This is a genomic window from Umezawaea tangerina, assembly GCF_003002815.1.
GTDB lineage: Bacteria > Actinomycetota > Actinomycetes > Mycobacteriales > Pseudonocardiaceae > Umezawaea > Umezawaea tangerina.
The window spans coordinates 152,396-170,747 of sequence record NZ_PVTF01000009.1 but is presented as its reverse complement, the minus strand read 5'-3'; the positions used below and the strand labels follow the sequence as shown (position 1 = coordinate 170,747).

The 18,352-nt window shown below is 72.4% G+C and carries 19 protein-coding genes; 13 read left to right on the top strand and 6 right to left on the bottom strand.

The genetic code is table 11. The annotated features are described in order from the left end of the window. The first annotated feature begins 11 nt into the window (after nucleotides 1-11). From CLV43_RS28925 to CLV43_RS28910, 4 genes are all read left to right on the top strand, one after another. Nucleotides 12-1,307 (top strand): NAD(P)/FAD-dependent oxidoreductase, encoded by a 1,296-nt coding sequence (locus tag CLV43_RS28925; RefSeq protein ID WP_106190888.1) that lies wholly within the window; start codon nucleotides 12-14, stop codon nucleotides 1,305-1,307. A 63-nt stretch (nucleotides 1,308-1,370) separates the two neighbouring features. After that, nucleotides 1,371-1,697 (top strand): nuclear transport factor 2 family protein, encoded by a 327-nt coding sequence (locus tag CLV43_RS28920; RefSeq protein ID WP_146174952.1) that lies wholly within the window; start codon nucleotides 1,371-1,373, stop codon nucleotides 1,695-1,697. A 2-nt stretch (nucleotides 1,698-1,699) separates the two neighbouring features. Beyond that, nucleotides 1,700-2,473 carry a MerR family transcriptional regulator gene (locus CLV43_RS28915; RefSeq protein WP_106190885.1) on the top strand — a complete coding sequence of 258 codons (774 nt, stop codon included), beginning with the start codon at nucleotides 1,700-1,702 and terminating at the stop codon, nucleotides 2,471-2,473. A 43-nt stretch (nucleotides 2,474-2,516) separates the two neighbouring features. Beyond that, on the top strand, nucleotides 2,517-3,290 hold the full coding sequence (locus CLV43_RS28910; RefSeq protein ID WP_106190883.1) for a maleylpyruvate isomerase family mycothiol-dependent enzyme: 774 nt from the start codon (nucleotides 2,517-2,519) through the stop codon (nucleotides 3,288-3,290). Here the strand turns inward: CLV43_RS28910 and CLV43_RS28905 are convergent. From CLV43_RS28905 to CLV43_RS28880, 6 genes are all read right to left on the bottom strand, one after another. After that, nucleotides 3,277-4,185: an ornithine cyclodeaminase family protein gene (locus tag CLV43_RS28905; RefSeq protein ID WP_106190882.1), complete on the bottom strand. Its 909-nt coding sequence runs from the start codon at nucleotides 4,183-4,185 to the stop codon at nucleotides 3,277-3,279. The genes CLV43_RS28910 and CLV43_RS28905 overlap by 14 nt on opposite strands. A 4-nt stretch (nucleotides 4,186-4,189) precedes the next feature. Then, nucleotides 4,190-5,266, bottom strand: coding sequence for a DSD1 family PLP-dependent enzyme (locus CLV43_RS28900; RefSeq protein ID WP_106190880.1), 1,077 nt, complete (start codon nucleotides 5,264-5,266; stop codon nucleotides 4,190-4,192). 5 nt (nucleotides 5,267-5,271) lie between these two features. Next, nucleotides 5,272-5,892: a helix-turn-helix transcriptional regulator gene (locus tag CLV43_RS28895; RefSeq protein WP_106190878.1), complete on the bottom strand. Its 621-nt coding sequence runs from the start codon at nucleotides 5,890-5,892 to the stop codon at nucleotides 5,272-5,274. Then, nucleotides 5,889-6,992 (bottom strand): threonine synthase, encoded by a 1,104-nt coding sequence (locus CLV43_RS28890; RefSeq protein ID WP_106190877.1) that lies wholly within the window; start codon nucleotides 6,990-6,992, stop codon nucleotides 5,889-5,891. The genes CLV43_RS28895 and CLV43_RS28890 overlap by 4 nt, the downstream gene beginning before the upstream one ends. A gap of 55 nt (nucleotides 6,993-7,047) precedes the next feature. Next, a complete protein-coding gene (locus CLV43_RS28885) occupies nucleotides 7,048-7,800 on the bottom strand; it encodes an SDR family NAD(P)-dependent oxidoreductase (protein WP_106190875.1) in 753 nt (250 codons plus the stop codon). A 103-nt stretch (nucleotides 7,801-7,903) separates the two neighbouring features. Further along, the gene (locus CLV43_RS28880; protein ID WP_106190874.1) at nucleotides 7,904-8,929 is read right to left on the bottom strand and encodes a LacI family DNA-binding transcriptional regulator; all 1,026 of its coding nucleotides are present in this window, start codon (nucleotides 8,927-8,929) and stop codon (nucleotides 7,904-7,906) included. A 375-nt stretch (nucleotides 8,930-9,304) separates the two neighbouring features. Between CLV43_RS28880 and CLV43_RS28875 the strand changes: the two genes are divergently transcribed. The 9 genes from CLV43_RS28875 (at nucleotide 9,305) to CLV43_RS28835 (ending at nucleotide 18,352) form a co-directional block, all read left to right on the top strand. Beyond that, nucleotides 9,305-10,636, top strand: a complete 1,332-nt coding sequence (locus CLV43_RS28875; protein WP_146174951.1) for an ABC transporter substrate-binding protein — start codon at nucleotides 9,305-9,307, stop codon at nucleotides 10,634-10,636. Nucleotides 10,637-10,667: 31 nt separating this feature from the next. Next, nucleotides 10,668-11,630, top strand: coding sequence for a carbohydrate ABC transporter permease (locus CLV43_RS28870; protein ID WP_245887067.1), 963 nt, complete (start codon nucleotides 10,668-10,670; stop codon nucleotides 11,628-11,630). Next, entirely contained in the window at nucleotides 11,627-12,505 is an 879-nt protein-coding gene (locus tag CLV43_RS28865) for a carbohydrate ABC transporter permease (RefSeq protein ID WP_245887066.1), read from the top strand. The genes CLV43_RS28870 and CLV43_RS28865 overlap by 4 nt, the downstream gene beginning before the upstream one ends. Before the next feature lie 37 nt (nucleotides 12,506-12,542). Beyond that, on the top strand, nucleotides 12,543-14,045 hold the full coding sequence (arfA, locus tag CLV43_RS28860; RefSeq protein ID WP_106190870.1) for an arabinosylfuranosidase ArfA: 1,503 nt from the start codon (nucleotides 12,543-12,545) through the stop codon (nucleotides 14,043-14,045). Between the two features lie 55 nt (nucleotides 14,046-14,100). Continuing rightward, complete coding sequence (locus tag CLV43_RS28855; protein WP_106190869.1) at nucleotides 14,101-14,685, top strand: helix-turn-helix domain-containing protein; 585 nt, start codon at nucleotides 14,101-14,103, stop codon at nucleotides 14,683-14,685. A gap of 61 nt (nucleotides 14,686-14,746) precedes the next feature. Further along, nucleotides 14,747-15,892 (top strand): NAD(P)/FAD-dependent oxidoreductase, encoded by a 1,146-nt coding sequence (locus CLV43_RS28850; protein ID WP_106190867.1) that lies wholly within the window; start codon nucleotides 14,747-14,749, stop codon nucleotides 15,890-15,892. Further along, nucleotides 15,889-16,146 carry a (2Fe-2S)-binding protein gene (locus tag CLV43_RS28845; protein WP_106190866.1) on the top strand — a complete coding sequence of 86 codons (258 nt, stop codon included), beginning with the start codon at nucleotides 15,889-15,891 and terminating at the stop codon, nucleotides 16,144-16,146. Before CLV43_RS28850 ends, CLV43_RS28845 begins: the two co-directional genes overlap by 4 nt. Further along, nucleotides 16,143-17,447 (top strand): NAD(P)/FAD-dependent oxidoreductase, encoded by a 1,305-nt coding sequence (locus tag CLV43_RS28840; protein ID WP_106190864.1) that lies wholly within the window; start codon nucleotides 16,143-16,145, stop codon nucleotides 17,445-17,447. The genes CLV43_RS28845 and CLV43_RS28840 overlap by 4 nt, the downstream gene beginning before the upstream one ends. Further along, complete coding sequence (locus CLV43_RS28835) at nucleotides 17,444-18,352, top strand: dihydrodipicolinate synthase family protein (protein WP_106190863.1); 909 nt, start codon at nucleotides 17,444-17,446, stop codon at nucleotides 18,350-18,352. The genes CLV43_RS28840 and CLV43_RS28835 overlap by 4 nt, the downstream gene beginning before the upstream one ends.

Genomic DNA, 18,352 nt, shown 5'->3' with positions numbered 1-18,352 from the left:
GGGTGGAGGACATGGCCGCAGCGACTCGCGTAGTGATCGTCGGGGGTGGGTTCGCCGGGTTCCAGGCAGCCCGCTCCCTGTCCCGCACCCTGCCGCGCGACGCGCCGGTGGAGATCGTCCTGGTGAACCGCACGGACTACTTCCTCTACCTGCCCCTGCTCCCCGAGGTCGCCGCGGCCGTCGTGGACCCGCGCCGGGTGACCGTGTCGCTGTCCGCCGCGCTGCCGCGGGTCCGGCTGGCGCAGGGCGATGTCGACGGCATCTCGCTCGACGACCGCAAGGTGTCCTACACCGACCCCGAGGGCGGCTCCCACGAGCTGGCCTACGACCGGCTGGTCCTCGCGTCGGGCAGCGTGAACAAGCTGCTGCCCATCCCCGGCGTCGCCGAGCACGCGCACGGCTTCCGCGGCGTGGCCGAGGCGCTGTACCTGCGCGACCACGTCATCCGGCAGGTCGAGCTGGCCGCCGCCACCGACGATCCGGAGGAACGCGACGCGCGGTGCACGTTCGTGGTCGTCGGCGCCGGTTACACCGGTACCGAGGTCGCCGCCCAAGGGCCGTTGTTCACCAAGGCCATCGCCAAGCGGCACCGGGAGCTCCGCGGTCAGCGCATGCGCTGGATCCTGCTCGACGTGGCGCCGAAGGTCCTTCCCGAGCTCGACCCGCGGCTGTCGCGCGCCGCGGACAAGGTGCTGCGCAACCGCGGCGTCGAGGTGCGGATGGGCGACTCGGTGGGCGAGGCGACCAAGGAGGGCGTGCACCTGAAGTCCGGCGGCTTCGTCGCGACCAGGACGCTGGCCTGGTGCGTCGGCGTCCGCCCGGACCCCCTTACCGAGGGCACCGGTCTGGAGACCAAGAAGGGCAGGCTCGTCGTCGAGCCCGACCTGACCGTCGCCGGTCACCCCGAGGTGTTCTGCTGCGGCGACGCGGCCGCCGTCCCCGACCTCACCCGCCCCGGCGAGGTCACCGCCATGACCGCCCAGCACGCCGCCCGCCAGGGCACCCTCGCGGGCAAGAACGTCGCCGCCTCCCTCGGCTACGGCGACCGCCTGCGCGACTACAAGCACCACGACCTCGGCTTCGTCGTCGACCTCGGTGGCACCCAGGCCGCCGCGAACCCCTTGCACATCCCCCTTTCCGGCATCGTCGCCAAGGTCGTCACCCGCGGCTACCACCTCCTCGCCATGCCCGGCAACAGGATCCGCACCGCCACCGACTGGGTCCTCGACGCCCTCCTGCCCCGCCAGTCCGTCCAGCTCGGCCTCGTCCGCTCGAACGCCGTACCGCTGGAGACGACGAGGCCTTGACCTTCCCGCTGCGGGAAGGTCGAGCATCGCTCGGGTAGGTGGAACCGAGTGGAGGAGATAGTCATGAGCGCACCAGCCGTTGTGACCCGTTACCTCAAGGCCGCCGACGCCGGTGACGCGCGCGCCGTCGCGGAGTGCTTCAGCGAGGACGGGACGGTGGTGGACGAAGGGGTGACCTACCGGGGGCGGGCGGAGATCGCGGCGTGGCAGGAGCGGACCTCGGCGCAGTGGACGTTCACGTCCACGGTGACGGGGGAGAGGTCGTTGGGGGAGGATCGCCACCTGGTGACGACGCACGTGGAAGGGGACTTCCCCGGTGGGCAGGTCGACCTGGGGTTCGACTTCACCGTCCACGACGGACTGGTCAGCGCGCTGGTGATCGGGGAGTAGGGGTGGCCGTGGCGGTTCTGCTGTCCATCGGGGAGTTCTCCACGATGACGAGGTTGAGCAGGAAGGCGTTGCGCCACTACCACGATCTCGGCCTGCTGGAGCCCGCGCGGATCGACCCGGTGTCGGGGTACCGCTACTACGACACCGGGCAGGTCGGGGCGGCCCAGCTGATCCGCCGCTTCCGCGAGCTGGACATGCCGGTGCCCGAGGTGAAGGCGGTGCTCGAGGCGCCGGACGAGTCGGCGCGCGATGAGGTCGTGGCGGCGCACCTGCGCAGGCTGGAGTCGCAGCTGGATCGGACCCGCGACGCGATCTCGGCGTTGCGCGGACTGCTCACCTCCGGTCCTCCGGCGATCCGGGTGGAGTTCCGGGAGGTGCCCGCGGTGCGGGCGGCGGCGATCTCGGAGGTGGTCGGCATCGCAGGTGTGGACCAGTGGTACCGGGACGCGGTGGCCGAGCTCGAGGCCGTGGCCGGCGCGGGGCCGCTGCACGGGATGTACGCGACCGAGCTGTTCAGCGACGGCGTGGGCGCGGCCACGCTGTTCGTGCCGGTGGACGCGGACGTCGCGGTGTCCGGGCGGGTGCGGGTGGTGGAGGTCCCGGCGGCGCGGATGGCGGTGACCGTGCACGAGGGGACGCACGACCGGGCCGACCGGACGTACGGGGCGCTGGGCACGTACGTGGCCGAGCGGGGGATCGGTGCGGACGGGCCGGTGCGCGAGGTCTACCTCGGCGACCGGATGGAGATCGGCTGGCCGGTGACCTCGGCTTTCTAGCCGCCGCCCGGTTTTCGTCGGTGTCCGCCCCTATCTTGTGCGCATGGACTTCGACCGGCACCGCGCGGAGATCGTCGCGCAGACCGAGCTGCTGACGGCCTCGATCGTGGACGCGGACCTCACCACACCGGTTCCCTCCTGTCCAGGGTGGAACGCGGGCCAGCTGCTGCGCCACCTCGGCGGTGGGCAGCGGTGGGCCGCCGACGTGGTGCGGACGCGGGCCACCGAGCCTCCGTCGGACGAGTTCTTCCGCGACCTGTCTCCGTACGCGGAGGAGGACCCGGTGGTGGTCGGCCCGTGGCTCACCGTGGGAGCGCTCGCGCTCTCCGAGGCACTGGCCGAGGCGGGCCCCGACGCCGGGATGTGGACACCGGTGCCGGGTGGGTCGCCGCTGTTCTGGGCACGTCGGTTCGCGCACGAGACGGCGGTGCACCGGGCGGACGCGGTGCTGGCGCTGGGGCAGGAGTTCGAGCTCGACCCCGAGGTCGCGGTGGACACCGTGGACGAGTGGATGGAACTGGGTTCGCTGCCGGTGATGCTCGACCTCAAGCCCACCCAGCGCGAGCTGCTCGGACCCGGCCGGACGATCCACCTGCACGCCACCGATGTCGACGACGCCGAGTGGGTCGTCGACCTGACCGGGGAGGTCATCCGGTGGCGGCGGGCGCACGAGAAGTCCGCGGTGGCCGTTCGCGGGCCGTTGGTGGAGTTGCTGCTGGTGCTCTACGGGCGGCGGTCGGTGGACAGGGGAACGGTCGAGGTGCTGGGGGACGGAGGGCTGCTGGACTTCTTCCTGGAGCGGGTCACGTTCGGCTGAGGGCGAGCAGGGCGGTGGCGACGTAGAGGTCCTGCAACGCGATGCCCGAGCTGTCGAACACGGTGACGGTGTCGTCGTCGTGCCTGCCGGGGGCACGGCCGGCGAGGACGTCGCCCAGTGCGGTGACCGGTCGGGCGAGGGCGTGCTGGAACTCGCCGATCGTCGTGGACTGCGCGGGCAGGTCGCAGAACAGGGCGGCCGTGGCGAGGAGGGCCGGTGGGAGCTCCTGCTTGCCACGCGCGTCCGACCCCATCGACGCGAGGTGGGTGCCGGGCCGGACCCAGGCCGCGTCGAACAGCGGTGACCGGGCGGTCGTGGCGGTGACGACGATGTCCGCCGCCCGGACGGCCTCTTCCGCCGGGGTGACGGTGGCCTTGAGACCCTTGGCGGCCAGGTGCTCCACCATGTCCGCGCCGTGGGCGGGGGTGCGGGCCACGACGTGGACGGTGTCGATCGGGCGGATCCGGGCCACGGCCGTGCACTCGTAGCGCGCCTGGTGACCGGTGCCGAAGACGGTCAACGTGGTGGCGTCCTGGCGCGCCAGGGTGTCCGCGGCCACGGCGTCGGCCGCCGCGGTGCGGTAGGCGTTGACGGTCCCGGCCTCCACGACGGCGGCGATCCGGCCGGTCTCCTGGTCGATCAGCAGGATCGTGGAGTTGTGTCGGGGGATGTCGGTGTTGTCGGGCCAGTAGCTGCCGATCTTCACGCCCGCCACGTCGTGGGCCGAGGCCGACTTCATGGTGAACCTGTTGTGCGGCAGCGAACCGTGGGCGGGCAGCGCCGGGAAGGTCGTGCTGGCCGGGTCCACGGCGGCGACCAGCGCGGCGCGGACGGCGTCGTAGGCCAGCTCCTCGGTGACGAGGGCGGCGGACTCGGTCTCGGACAGGAAGCGCATCAGGTCACCAGCCGTTCACCCGCGGCCAGGCGGTGCTGGAGTCCACGAGGTCGTAGTGGTCGTGTTGGGCCGCGGTGGCGCACGCGTGGTTGGGCAGGACGCGGAGCCGGGTGCCCACCGGGAGGTCGGGGAAGGGGGCCGTGCTGCCGTCGCGCAGCGACAGGACGCCGTGCTCCTGGCTGGCACCGGTCATCAGCAGGTCCGGGATGAGCGTGCCGTCCTCGGTCATGACGAGGCCGTAGCCCTGGTCGGTCGGCTGGGCGGCGGTGCCGCGGTCGCGGGAGGTGGCCATCCACCCCGCGTCGGTGAGGATCCAGCCCTTGTCCGGCCGGTGGCCGATGACGGTCGTGACCACGGACAGGGCGAGGTCGTCCACGGTGCACACGCCGATGCCCGCCATCACCAGGTCGAAGAACACGAAGTTGCCCGCCCGCACCTCCGTGACCCCGGTCAGGTCGCGGGCGAAGTGCGCGGTCGGGGTGGAGCCGACGCTGACGACCGGTGCCGGGAAACCGGCCGCCCGCAGGTCTTCCGCCACGCCGACGGCGGTGGTGCGCTCGTGCTCGGCCGCCGCGACCAGTTCCGGCTCGGTGTAGCAGAAGTACGACTCGCCCGCGTGGGTCAGGACACCGCGCAGGTGCTCGCCCAGGACGGCGGCGATCTCCAGGACCTCGGGCGCGCCCGGTGTGACGCCACCGCGGTGGCCGTCGCAGTCGACCTCGACCAACGCGGGCACACCCGCCTCGGCGACGGCGCGCGCCTGGGCGACGCTGTCGAGCAGCACGACCAGGTCCACCCCGGCCCGGCGGAGGGCGAGCACCCGGTCCAGCTTGTGCGGGTCGATGCCGACGGCGTAGAGGACGTCGGTGAAACCGTTGGCCGCAAACGCTTCCGCCTCGCGGAGCGTGGACACGGTGATCGGCCCGGTGCCGCCGTCGAACAGCAGCCTGGTCACGTCCACGGACTTCGAGGTCTTCACGTGCGGCCGCAGGGTCGAACCGAGGCTCGCCACGTGGGTGCGGAGGCGGTCGGCGTTGCGCTCGACCTTGGCCCGGTCCAGCAGGAGGTGCGGAGTGGTCATGGTCGTCACCTCACGTAGTTGTAGACGGTGGCGCGGGAGACGCCGAGGATGTCGGTGAGCACCGGGACCGAGTGCTTCACGTCGAGGAACCCGCCTTCCTTGAGGGAGCGCAGGAGCTCCTTCCTGGCCGCCGGGCTCAGGCTGCGCGGGGTCTGGCCGCGGGCGGCGGCGAACTCCTCGACCAGGGACCGGAGCTCGTCGACGGTCCGGGCCCTGAGGTTCTCGACGAGCGGCTGCTCCTGCTCGTCGGTGCGCACCAGGTTGTGCAGGCTGCGGGCGACGGTGGCGAACAGCGACACGTCCAGGTTCAGGCACAGCGCGGCGACGTAGGTGCCCTCGCTGTTCTTGATGCCGATGGACGTGCTCTTCGCGGGCCGCCCGTCGGGGAAGGTGTTGGGGTAGTTCTGGATGACGTTCGGGTAGTCCGAGTCCTGGATCCGGGCGACGCCGAGCTCCGTCGCGGGATCGCCGATCGAACGGCCGGACAGGTTGTTCTCGATGACCCGGATGGTGTGCTCGGGGTCGCGCAGGTCGTGCAGGACGACCTCGCACAGGCCGGGGAACATCCGGCCGAGCGCGGTGGCGATCGTCCCGGCCTCGCGCAGCAGCAGTTCGTCCTCGGTCATCCGAACAGCCCGCCCATCGCCGTCGCGGCCTTGAGCCCGGACCCGGTCAGCACGACGACGGTCGTGTCGCCGGGGCGGATCGCGCCGCGCGCGGTGAACACGTCGACCGCCGCCGCGGCGGTGGCGCTGGTGGGCTCGGCGTACAGGCCCATGCCCGCCAGACCGCGCACGGCGGCGACGATGTCGGCCTCCGGGATCGCGGCGACGTCACCGCCGGAGCGGCGGATCGCGGCGAGCACCTCGGGCAGCCGGACGGGTTCGCGGATCGCGGTGCCCTCGGCGATCGTCGGGGCGAACGCGACGTCGGCGCGGCCGTGGAAGCCCGCGTCGATCGGCGCGCAGTTCGACGGCTGGGCGACCAGCAGCCGGGGGAGCCGGTCGATCCGGCCCGCCGCCAGCAGCTCGCCGAACCCGAGGTCGCAGCCCAGCACGATGCTGCCCGCGCCCGCCACCGTGACGACGTTGTCCGGCGCGGTGAACCCGAGGTCCTCCCACAGCTCGTAGGCGAGGGTCTTGGTGCCCTGCAGGAAGAACGGGTGCCAGTTGTGGCTCGCGTAGCAGGTGTCGGCCGACTCGCGCAGCGCCCGCGCGGACGTCGCCGAGCGGTCGCCCGGCACGAGCACGACCTCGGCGCCGTAGGCCTTGCTCTGCAACACCTTCGCGGGCGAGGTGCCCTCCGGCGCCAGGATCCGGGCCTTGATGCCCGCGGCGGCTGCGTAGGCCGCGACGGACGAGCCGCCGTTGCCGGAGCTGTCCTCGACCACGGCGTCGACCCCGGCCTGGGCCAGCAGCGACATCATCACGGTGGTGCCGCGGTCCTTGAAGCTGCCGGTGGGGCTGAACCACTCCAGCTTGAACCGCACGACCGTCTCGCCCCACCTCCCCTCGACCAGCGGGGTGCAGCCCTCGCCGAGCGAGACGGGCCGCCCGATCCCGCCGGGCAGCGCGGCCCGGTAGCGCCACAGCGACCGGACGCCGGTGTCGACGTCGTCCGGTCCGATGCCGGGCGACGGGGTCACCGTCAACGGCGCCCCGTCGTCCCCGCGCCACCGCCCGGCGTCGATCGGATAGGTCCTGCCGGACCTGGTGTCGAGGTACATGACCACCCTTCGCCTGGACGTTCGGTCCAACTATAGACCAAACGTCCACCGAAGGTCAGAGCAGCATGCCGCCCGAGGCCTCGATCCGCTGGCCGGTGATCCACGCGTTGTCGTCGGACAGCAGGGACGCGACCACGCCGCCGATGTCGTCGGGCACGCCGACCCGGCCGAGTGCGATCTGCGCCGCCAGGGCGGCGTTCACGTCGGCGTTGTCGCGCACGACGCCGCCCCCGAAGTCCGTCTCGACCGGTCCGGGCGCGATCACGTTCACCGTGATGCCGCGCGGCCCCAACTCCTTGGCCAGGTAGCGGGTCAGCACCTCCACGGCGCCCTTCATCGACCCGTAGGCCGCGTAGCCGGGGCCCGCGAACCGGGCCAGCCCGGAGGACACGTTGAGGATCCGGCCGCCGTCGGCGATGACCGGCAGCAGCGCCTGCGTGAGGAAGAAGACGCCCTTGAAGTGGACGGCCATCTGCTCGTCGAACACCTCCTCGGTGGTGTCGGCGAAGCTGCTGTGGATCCCGATGCCCGCGTTGTTGACCAGGAAGTCGAACGTGTCGCGGTCCCAGGTCCCCTTCAGCACGCGCCGGACGTCGTCGGTGAACCCGGCGAACCCGGCCGTCGCACCGACGTCGAGCGGCAGCGCGACGGCCGTGCGGCCGAGCGCGGCCACCTCCTGGACGACCGCGTCCGCCTCGGCGGCGTTCGAGCGGTAGGTGATGACCAGGTCGACGCCCCGGCGCGCCAGGGCGAGCGCGGCGTTGCGGCCGAGCCCGCGGTTGGCGCCGGTGACGATCGCGATCTTCATGGTGGATCCCTTTCCCGTGAACTGCTTGCCACACCAGCGTGGGCGCGGAACGGGACGGTGACCACGGCTCGTCCATCCCCGGATCGGCGATCAGGGGCTGGGCTCAGCCGCGCAGGCGGCCGACGGTGCTCTGCCGGGCGACGAGCCGGTGGGTGGCGCGCACCTCGATGCCCGGCAGCGGCTCGGTGCTGCCGATGCGCTGGAGCAGCCGGTCGACCGCGGTGGCCGCGATGGCGGTCTTGTCCGGCGAGATCGTGCTGATCGTCGGGTTGGAGTAGCGGCCCTCCTCGATGTCGTCGTACCCGATCAGCGCGATGTCCTCCGGCACGCGGAGCCCGCGTTCCAGCGCGGCGTGCAGGGCGCCGAGCGCCACCAGGTCGCTGTAGCAGAACGCCGCGTCCGGCGGGTCGTCCCGGTCCAGCAGCAGGGTCATGGCACCCGCGCCGTCGGCCCGGTTGAACCGGGGCGTGCCGATGACCAGCGACTCGTCGACGGCCAGCCCCGCGTCCTCGTGCGCCAGCCGGTAGCCGCGGGTGCGCAGCTGCGCCGCCTCGCCGGTCGGGTACGGCTGGTCGCCGATCGCCGCGATCCGCCGCCTGCCCAGGTCGAGCAGGTGCCGGGTGGCCTCCCGCGACGCCTGGACGTCGTCGATGCCGACGTGGTCGAACGTGCTCGCGGAGGTGCGTTCGCCGAGGATGACCAGCGGCAGCGACGCGTCGTGGTCGGAGAGGTCGGCCTGCGCGAGGCCGAGCGGGCTCAGGATCATGCCGTCGAACGCGAACCCGCGCGCGCCCCGGCGGATCAGCTCGCGCTCGTGCACGGGGTCGCCGTCGGTCTGGTCGATCAGCACGTTGTAGCCGCGCTCCCGCGCCCGCGGGATGATGCCCTGGAGCAGCTCGGCGAAGTACGGCGTGTCCAGGTACGGCACGACGACGGCGATCTGCCCCGACCGGCCGTTCGCGAGGTTGCGGGCCAGCACGTTGGGCCGGTAGTCGAGCTCGACGATCGCCCGCTCCACCTTCACCCTCGTGCGCTCGGTGACGCGCGCGTAGCCGTTGACCACGTTGGAGACCGTCCGGGCCGACACGCCCGCGAGCTGGGCTACGTCGCGCAGGGTGGCGTCGCGCATGGCACTCCTCGGTCCGGACCTGCACGGGCGGCGGTTCCCGTTGCAGCGCTGCAAGGGAGTGTGCCCCGCTGTCCGGCGCCGGGACAACACGACCCGCCGCCCTGAACCAATCCAGCACGGGATCTCGCTGGAATTAAGTTCAGGTGAGGTCTTGCAGCGCGGCAAAAGTCAGGCCATAGTCCTTTGCAGCGCAGCAATTCCGGTGCCGCCACGGCCAGGCCAGTCGGTCTGACCGGTCGCGGCGCGAACACCCCTTCGGGGCGTCCGGACGCCCCGAGGCGTCGCCGCACGACTTCCGCGCCCTCACCCGCCCACCGCCGCCCCGGCGGTCCCTCGGCGTGCCCTCATGACCGTCGCGACAGGAAGGTGCTGCTCATGCCCGGTGCTACCAGGGTGCGGAGGATCTTGTCGGTGCTCACCGCCGGGTGCCTGCTGGCGGTCGCGGCGTGCAGCGGCGGTGATGGCGCGAGCGAGGGAACGGGCACGGACGGCAAGCCCGCGCACGTCTCGGTGTGGGCGTGGTACCCGGAGTTCAAGGGTGTCGTGGACGCCTTCAACGCCTCGCACACCGACGTCCAGATCGACTGGACCAATGTGGGGACGGGACCCGACCAGTACGCCAAGCTGAAGACCGCGTTCACGGCCGGGACGGGCGCCCCGGACGTGGCCATGGTCGAGTTCCAGGAGATCCCCACGTTCGTCATCCTCGAAGCACTCGTCGACATGGGCCAGTACGGCGCCAACGACGACAAGGACCTCTACGCGGAGTGGGCCTGGAGCCAGGCCACCGACGGCGAGAAGGTGTACGCGATCCCGGTCGACGGCGGGCCCATGGCGCTGATGTACCGCAAGGACCTGTTCGACCGGTTCCAGATCCCGGTGCCCAGGACGTGGGCCGAGTACGCCGACGCCGCGGTGAGGATCAAGGCCGCGGATCCCGGCGCCTACATCGCGAGCTTCGGCAGCGACGGCGGCTGGATCAACGGGCTGATGTGGCAGGCCGGGTGCAGGCCCTACGGCTACTCCCGGGCCGCGGCGAAGGAGAAGGTGAAGATCAACCTGACCAGCCCGGAGTGCAAGAAGGTCTTCGACCTCCACGGCGGTCTGGTCGAGAAGGGCCTGATGGCCAAGGACCCGTTCTTCACCGCCGACGCCACCGCGGCGCTCGACTCCGGCAAGTACTGGACGTGGGCCGCGGCGGGCTGGACCCCCGGTTACGTCGCCGGGTCGCTGAAGAACACCGCGGGCAAGTGGGCCGTCGCGCCGATGCCGCAGTGGACCGCGGGCGCCGACGACCAGGGCGACTGGGGCGGCTCGACGTTCACGGTCACCAAGCAGGCCAAGAACCCCAAGGCGGCGACCGAGGTGGCCAGGGAGCTGTTCGGCTCGTCGAAGGCGGCCTGGGACGTCGGCCTCAACAAGGCCTTCCTCTACCCGCTGGTCAAGAACGTGGCCGCGGACCCGGCGTTCACCGGCAAGGCCTACGACTTCTTCGCCGGGCAGAAGGTGAACGAGATCTTCGTGCCGGTGTCGGAGAAGCTCGGAGAGTTCCAGTACACGCCCTTCCAGGACTTCGTGTTCGGCGACCTCAACGACCGCAGCGCCGAGGCGATGGCGGGCAGCAGGTCGTGGGGCTCGGTGCTGGAGGAGACGCAGAAGAACGTCGTCGCCTACGCCCAGCAGCAGGGTTTCACCGTCACCCAGTAGCCCGCACGCGGCCGACGACAGGAGGTTCCCCGTGACACGGGCACTGCCGGGAACGGCGCCGAAGGCCGGTGGCGCGCCCGGCCGCCGGACGGTCGAGCGGGTGCCGCGACGCAGGTCGCGCGGCGTCACCGCGCACTCCCTCGCCGGGATGCTGTTCGTGCTGCCGTTCTTCCTCGTCGTCGTGGCGTTCCTGGTGGTACCGCTCGGGTTCGCGCTCTACCTCAGCTTCTTCACCAAGAGCCTCGTGCTGGGGTCGCGGTTCAGCGGCCTCGACGGCTACCTGCGCGCGTTCACGGACCCGTTGCTGCTGGACGGTTTCCTGCGCGTCCTGCTGTTCGGCGTCGTGCAGATCCCGGTCATGCTGGGCATCGCGCTCGCGGGCGCCCTCGCGCTGGACGCGATCACCACCAGGTTCGCGATGCTCTACCGGCTGTTCGCGTTCATGCCCTACGCCGTCCCGGCCGTCATCGGCGCGCTCATGTGGGGTTTCCTGTACAGCAGGACGTTCGGCCCGTTCAGCGGCGTGACGAGCCTGTTCGGCGGGGACCCGGTCGACTTCTTCAGCGGTCCGCTGCTGCTGGTGTCGCTGGGCAACGTCGTCACCTGGGCGTGGACCGGCTACAACACGATCGTCATGCACTCGGCGTTGCAGGGCGTGCCGCGCGAGATGTACGAGGCGGCGGTGATCGACGGTGCCTCACCGGTGCAGATCGCCCTGCGGGTCAAGGTCCCCGCGATCCGGCAGGCCATCTCGCTGGCCGCGATCTTCACCGTCATCGGGACCATGCAGTTCTTCACCGAGCCGCAGATCATGGCCAGGTTCGCGCCGCAGATCTCGGCCGGGTACACGCCGAACCTGTACGCCTACAACCAGGCGTTCGCGTACTCGAACTTCAACTACTCCGCCACGATCTCGTTCACGCTCGGCTTCGTCGTGTTCGTCGTGGCCTACGCCTTCGTGTTCGTCAGCCGCCGCCGGGGAGCGCGCTCGTGACCGCGGCGGTCCGGGTGCGGTCGCGCCGGTTCGGCGAGCCGAACCCGCGGGTGCCGCACGTCGTGATGGCGGCGGGGATGCTCTACTTCCTCGTCCCGCTGCTGTGGGTGCTGATCGCGGCCACCAAGAGCCAGCCGGACCTGCTGTCCAGCCCCGCCCTGTGGTTCGGCCGCGGGTTCGCGCTCTTCGACAACATCGGGCAGCTGTTCCGCGAGGACGACGGAATCTACGGGCGCTGGCTGGTCAACACCGCGCTGTACTCGGGGGCGAGCGCGGTCGGGGCCACGGTGCTCGCCGCGTTCGCGGGCTACGGGCTGGCCCGCTTCTCGTTCTGGGGCAAGCGGTTCTTCGAGACCGCGCTGCTGGGCATGATCATGGTCCCGGCCACCGCGCTGGTGCTGCCGACCTACCTGATCCTGTCCCGGCTGGGGATCGTGAACACGGTGTGGGCGGTCATCCTGCCCTCGCTGCTCAGCCCGTTCGGCGCCTACCTCGTCCGGGTCTACGTCACCGAGAGCGTGCCGGTCGAGCTGATCGACGCCGCCCGCGTCGACCGGGCGTCCGAGCTGAGGATCTTCTGGCAGATCGTGGTGCCGATGATCCGACCCGCGATCGTCACGGTCTTCCTGTTCACGCTCGTGGCGACGTGGAACAACTACTTCCTGCCGCTGGTGATGCTCAGCGACGCCGACCTCTACCCGTTGACGGTCGGGCTCACCACGTGGTTCAACACCGCGCAGCAGGAGGCGGGCACGAGGGTGCTGTTCAACCTCGTGGTCACCGGGGCGCTGCTGGCGATCGTCCCGCTGGTCATCGCGTTCGTGCTGCTCCAGCGCTTCTGGCGTGGCGGCGTTGGTGCCGGTGCGCTGAAGTAGACCCTGTCCGAGAGTTCCGCGACCCCGCAGGAGAACCGTGCTCACCGCCTCCCTCGCCCTCAGCCCCGACTTCGTGATCGCGCCGGTGCGGCGCAGGCTCTTCGGGTCGTTCGTCGAGCACATGGGCCGCTGCGTCTACACGGGCATCTACGAGCCGGGCCACCCGACCGCCGACGAGGACGGGTTCCGCGGCGACGTGCTCGCGCTGACCCGCGAGCTCGGTGTCGCACTGGTCCGCTACCCCGGCGGCAACTTCGTGTCCGCCTACCGGTGGGAGGACGGCATCGGCCCGGTCGCCGACCGCCCGGCGCGCCGCGACCTCGCGTGGCGCAGCGTCGAGACCAACGAGGTGGGGATCGACGAGTTCGCCCGGTGGGCGCGCAAGGCCGACGTCGAGGTCATGTACGCGGTCAACCTCGGCACGCGGGGCGTCCAGGAGGCGCTGGACGTCCACGAGTACGTCAACCACGAGGGCGGCACGGCGCTGTCGGACCTGCGCCGCGCCAACGGGTCCGAGGCGCCGCACGGGGTGGCGCTGTGGTGCCTGGGCAACGAGCTGGACGGGCCGTGGCAGACCGGGCACAAGACCGCGCACGAGTACGGCAGGCTCGCCGCCGAGACCGCGCGGGCGCTGCGCCAGGCCGAACCGGGGCTGGAGCTCGTCGCCTGCGGGAGCTCGAGCTCGGCCATGCCGACGTTCGGCCACTGGGAGTCCACGGTCCTGGAGCTGACCTACGACCAGGTCGACCACATCTCCTGCCACGCCTACTACGAGGTGCACGACGGGGACGTCGACAGCTTCCTCGCCTCGGCGGTGGACATGGACCGCTTCATCGACAGCGTGGTCGCCACCGCGGACGCCGTCGGCGCGCGGCTCAAGAGCGCCAAGCGGATCGGGGTGTCGTTCGACGAGTGGAACGTCTGGTACCAGAAGCGCTTCCACGCCGACCCGCCCGTCCAGTGGCGGACCGCGCCCCGGCTGATCGAGGACACCTACGACGTCACCGACGCCGTCGTGGTGGGCAGCCTGCTGATCTCGTTGCTGCGGCACAGCGACCGCGTGGTCGCCGCGTGCCAGGCGCAGCTGGTCAACGTGATCGCGCCGATCCGCAGCGAGCCGGGTGGTCCGGCGTGGCGGCAGACGATCTTCCACCCGTTCGCGCTCACGTCCCGGCTGGCGCGCGGCGACGTGCTGCGGACGCAGGTCACCGCGCCGAGCCAGGAGACCGCGCGCTTCGGGGACGTCCCGGTGGTCGACGCGGTCGCCACGCACGACCGGGCGTCCGGGGACGCGGTGGTGTTCGTGGTGAACCGGCACCGGACCGAGCCGGTGGAGCTGCGGGTCCCGCTCGCGGCGTTCGGGGACGTGGAGGTCGCGGAGGTGTGGACGGTGTCCGACGAGGACACCACCGCGACCAACACCGAGCAGGACCCGGACCGGGTCGTGCCGAGGCAGGGCACCGCGGACGTCGACGACGACGGCCTGGTCGTCGTGCTCCCCCCGGTCTCCTGGACCGTCGTGCGGCTCGCCCGGAGGTAGTCACGGGTACCGTGCTCGCCGGACGGGCGGGGATGGCCGAGTGGGAGGACTCCGGGTGGTCAGGGAGCAGGCCGGGCAGGTGCTGGCGACGAACCTGCGCGCGCTGCGCGAGCACGGCGGTCTGTCGCTGTCCGAGCTGGCCCGGCGGTCGGGCATCGCGAAGGGCACGCTGTCCCAGCTGGAGTCGGGGACGGGCAACCCGACCATCGACACGGTGTTCAGTTTGTCGAACGCTCTCGGCGTGCCGGTGTCCGATCTGCTCACCGCGCCGGTCGACTCGGAGGTCGTGCTGGTGCGCGCCGCCGACCTGGACGTGCTCTCCAGCAACGCCGTCGACCTGCGCATGGTCCGCAGGCTGACCATCGGCGAGACCGTCGTCGAGGTCTACGACCAGCGCGTCCGACCGGGGCAGACCCAGTACTCGGCGGGCCACCCCGGCCGCGAGCACGTGCTGGTCACCTCCGGTGTGCTCCGGGTCGGCCCGCCGGCCGCGCCGTACGAGCTGGGACCGGGCGACTACGTCTGCTTCCCGGCCCAGACCCCGCACACCTACGAGACCGTCGGCGGCCCGGTGGAGTCGGTCCTGCTGCTGGAACATCCGGACGGTGCGCACCCCGGACGGGCCGCGCACGGGGATTGACCCCGCGCCGGACCCGCGCCTACGCTCGAAGCGTTCACTTCAATGAACGATTGGAGTGCGAGTGCGGTACCCGGACGTGGTCGTGGTCGGCTCCGGCGTCATCGGCGCGGCCTGCGCCGAGGCGTTGAGCGCCGCGGGCGCCGGGGTGACCGTGCTCGACCGGGGGCCGCTCGGCGCGGGCACGAGCGCCGCCGGTGAGGGCAACGTCCTGGTGTCCGACAAGGGACCCGGCCCCGAGCTCGACCTCGCACTGGCGTCGCTGCGCCGCTGGCCCGCGCTGCTCGACGAGCTGGGCGTGGACGTGGAGTGGGACGCCAAGGGCGGCCTGGTCGTGGCGACCGGTGACGAGGCGGCGAAGGCGTTGCTCGGGTTCGCCGCGGACCAACGACCCGAGGGCGTGGACGCGCGCGTGGTCACCCCGGACGAGGCGCACGAGCGCGAACCCCACCTGACCCCTGCGGTCGTGGCGGCCGTGCACTACCCGCAGGACGCCCAGCTGCAACCCGTGCTGGTGACGAAGGCGCTGCTCGCGGCGGTGCGCCGACGCGGCGGCACCCTGCGTCCCGGAGTGCGGGCCACCGGCCTGCGCCGCCGCGACGACCGGGTGGTCGCCGTCCGCACCGCCGGGGGAGACGTGCCCTGCGGCATCGTGGTCAACGCCTGCGGCCCGTGGTCGGGCGAGGTGTCCGCCGCGTTCGGCGCGCCGATCACCGTGCTGCCGCGCCGGGGCGTGATCCTGGTGACCGCCGCGCTGCCGCCGACCGTGCGGCACAAGGTGTACGACGCGGACTACGTGGGCGCGGTCGCCAGCGGTGACGCGGACCTGCAGATCTCCACGGTGGTCGAGTCGACGGCGGGGGGCACGGTGCTCATCGGGTCGAGCAGGCAGCGGGTCGGGTTCGACGACTCGATCCGCGTCGAGGTGCTGCGTGCCTTGGCCCGGCGGGCCGTGGGGCTGTTCCCGGTACTGGCCGACGTGCCGGTCGTGCGCGCCTACGGCGGGTTCCGCCCGTACGCGCCCGACCACCTGCCGGTCGTCGGCGCCGACCCGCGGTGCGCGGGGCTGTGGCACGCGACCGGGCACGAGGGCGCGGGCATCGGCCTGGCGGCCGCGACCGGTAGGCTGCTGACCGAGCTGGTCACCGGCGCCGAGCCGCACCTGGACCCGACACCGTTCCGAGTGGACCGACCGGGGGTGCTCGGATGAGGATCACCGTCGACGGCGAACCGCACGACGTGCCACCCGGCCGGACGATCGCCGGCGTCCTGATCGCGGCGGGCCGTTCCTCGTGGCGCACCACCAGGAACGGGGACCGCCCGCGCGGGGTGTTCTGCGGCATCGGGGTCTGCTTCGACTGCCTCGTCGTGGTCAACGGCGTGCCCGACGTCCGCGCGTGCCTGCGCTATCCCGCGGACGGCGACGTCGTCCGCACCCAGCACGGGGCGGAGCTGCCGACGTGAGGGTAGTCGTGGTCGGCGGCGGACCCGCCGGGCTGGCCGCCGCCGACGCCGCGGTCCGGGCGGGTGCGGAGGTCGTGCTCGTCGACTCCGAGCCGTGGCCGGGCGGCCAGTACCACCGGGGCACCCCGCAGCGGGTGGACTCCCGCGTGCGGCACCTGGCGAGCAGCACCGTGTGGGCGGTGGAAGGCTTGCGGTTGCACGTCCGCCGCGGTCCCGCGGACAGTCCACACCGGACTCCGCACGTGCTCGACGCCGACGCCGTCGTGCTGGCGACCGGCGCGCACGACCGCGTCGTCCCGTTCCCCGGCTGGGACCTCCCCGGCGTCTACACCGCCGGCGCCGCGCAGGCGTTGGCGAAGGGCCAGGGTGTCGCGGTCGGCACGCGGGTCGTCGTCTCCGGCACCGGCCCGTTCCTGCTGCCGGTCGCCGAGTCGCTGGTCCGGGTCGGTACGCAGGTCCTGGAAGTGCTGGAGGCCAACGCCTTCAGCACTTGGGCGCGGTATCCGCACACCCTGGCGAACGTCGGCAAGCTGGGCGAGCTGGCGCGGTACGCGGGCGTGCTCGGACGCCACCGGATCCCGGTCCGCACCCGTGCCGCGGTCGTCGCGGCGCACGGCGACGACCGGGTCACCGCGGTCACGGTCGCCAGGCTGCGGCCGGACTGGTCGGTCGTCGACGGCACCCGCCGCCGGGTCGCGGTCGACGCCGTGTGCGTCGGCCACGGCTTCACCCCGCGCCTGGAGCTGGCCGTGGGACTCGGCTGCCGCCTGGTGGACGGGTTCGTCGCGGTCGACGCCACCGGCGCGACCTCGGTCCCCGGCGTGTACGCGGCGGGGGAGGTCACCGGCATCGGCGGCGCCGACCTCGCGGCTGCCGAAGGCGCTGTCGCGGGCTCGGCGGCGGCCCGCGCACCCGAGCCGCCGATCGCGGCGATGCGCGCGGTACGTCGGGGCAGGCGGTTCGCGATGGCGTTGGTGGCCGCGCACCCGGTGGGCGGGGGACGGCACGGCTGGCTGCTGGCGGACACGGTGGTGTGCCGGTGCGAGGAGGTCACCGCGCACGACCTGGACGTGGCGCTCGACCGGGGCGCGGCCGACGTGCGCACCCTGAAGCTGGCCAGTCGGGCCGGGCTCGGGCTGTGCCAGGGCCGCGTGTGCGGCCGCGAGGTCGCCGACCTGGCCGCCGCCCGGCTCGGCCACCCGCTGCCCGACGCGGACGCCTTCCACCGCCGACCGCTCGCCACTCCGCTGCGGCTCGGCGAGCTCGCCGACACACCCCTGCTGCCCGAGGAGGACCTGTGACCGAACGTCTCGACGGCGTCATCGTGGCGACCGCCCTGCCCTACATCGAGGACCCGAGCGCGCCCGCGGGGCTGCGGCCGGACCTGGACCGCTACGCCGAGCACTGCCGGTGGGTGGTCGACAACGGCTGTCGCGGCGTCGGCCCGAACGGCTCGCTCGGCGAGTACTCCTCGCTCACCGACGCCGAACGCCGGGAGGTCGCCCGGACCGCGATCGCCGCGGTCGGCGGTGACGCGACCGTCGTGGTCGGGGTGCACGCGGCGGGCTCGCACCAGGCGCGGCGCTGGGCCGAGCTGGCCGCCGAGGACGGGGCGGACGGCGTGCTGTGCCTGCCGCCCACGCTGTACCGGGCCAACGCCCGCGAGGTCGTCGCGCACTTCACCGAGGTCGCGTCCGTCGGCCTGCCGGTGATGGTCTACAACAACCCGTTCGACACCAAGGTCGACCTCACCCCGGAGCTGCTGACCGAGATCGCCGCGATCGACAACGTGGTCGCGGTCAAGGAGTTCTCCGGTGACGTGCGGCGGGTGCTGGAGATCCGCGAACGGGCACCGGGGCTGACCGTGGTGGCGGGCGCGGACGACGTGGTGGTGGAGTCGCTGCTGATGGGCGCGACCGGCTGGTTCGCCGGGTTCCCGAACGTCTTCCCGGCCGAGTCCGCGCGGCTCTACGAGCTGGCGACCACCGGCCAGGTCGAGGAGGCGCGTGAGCTGTACGAGCCGCTGGTGGCCGCGTTCCGCTGGGACTCGCGCACCGAGTTCGTGCAGGCGATCAAGCGCGGCATGGACCAGGCCGGGCGCTTCGGCGGACCGTGCAGGCCTCCCCGCGGGCCGCTGTCCGCCGCTCAGCTCGACGTGCTCGACGCCGACCTGCGGCGCGCCTTCGACCACCTGAAGGGGGTCTGA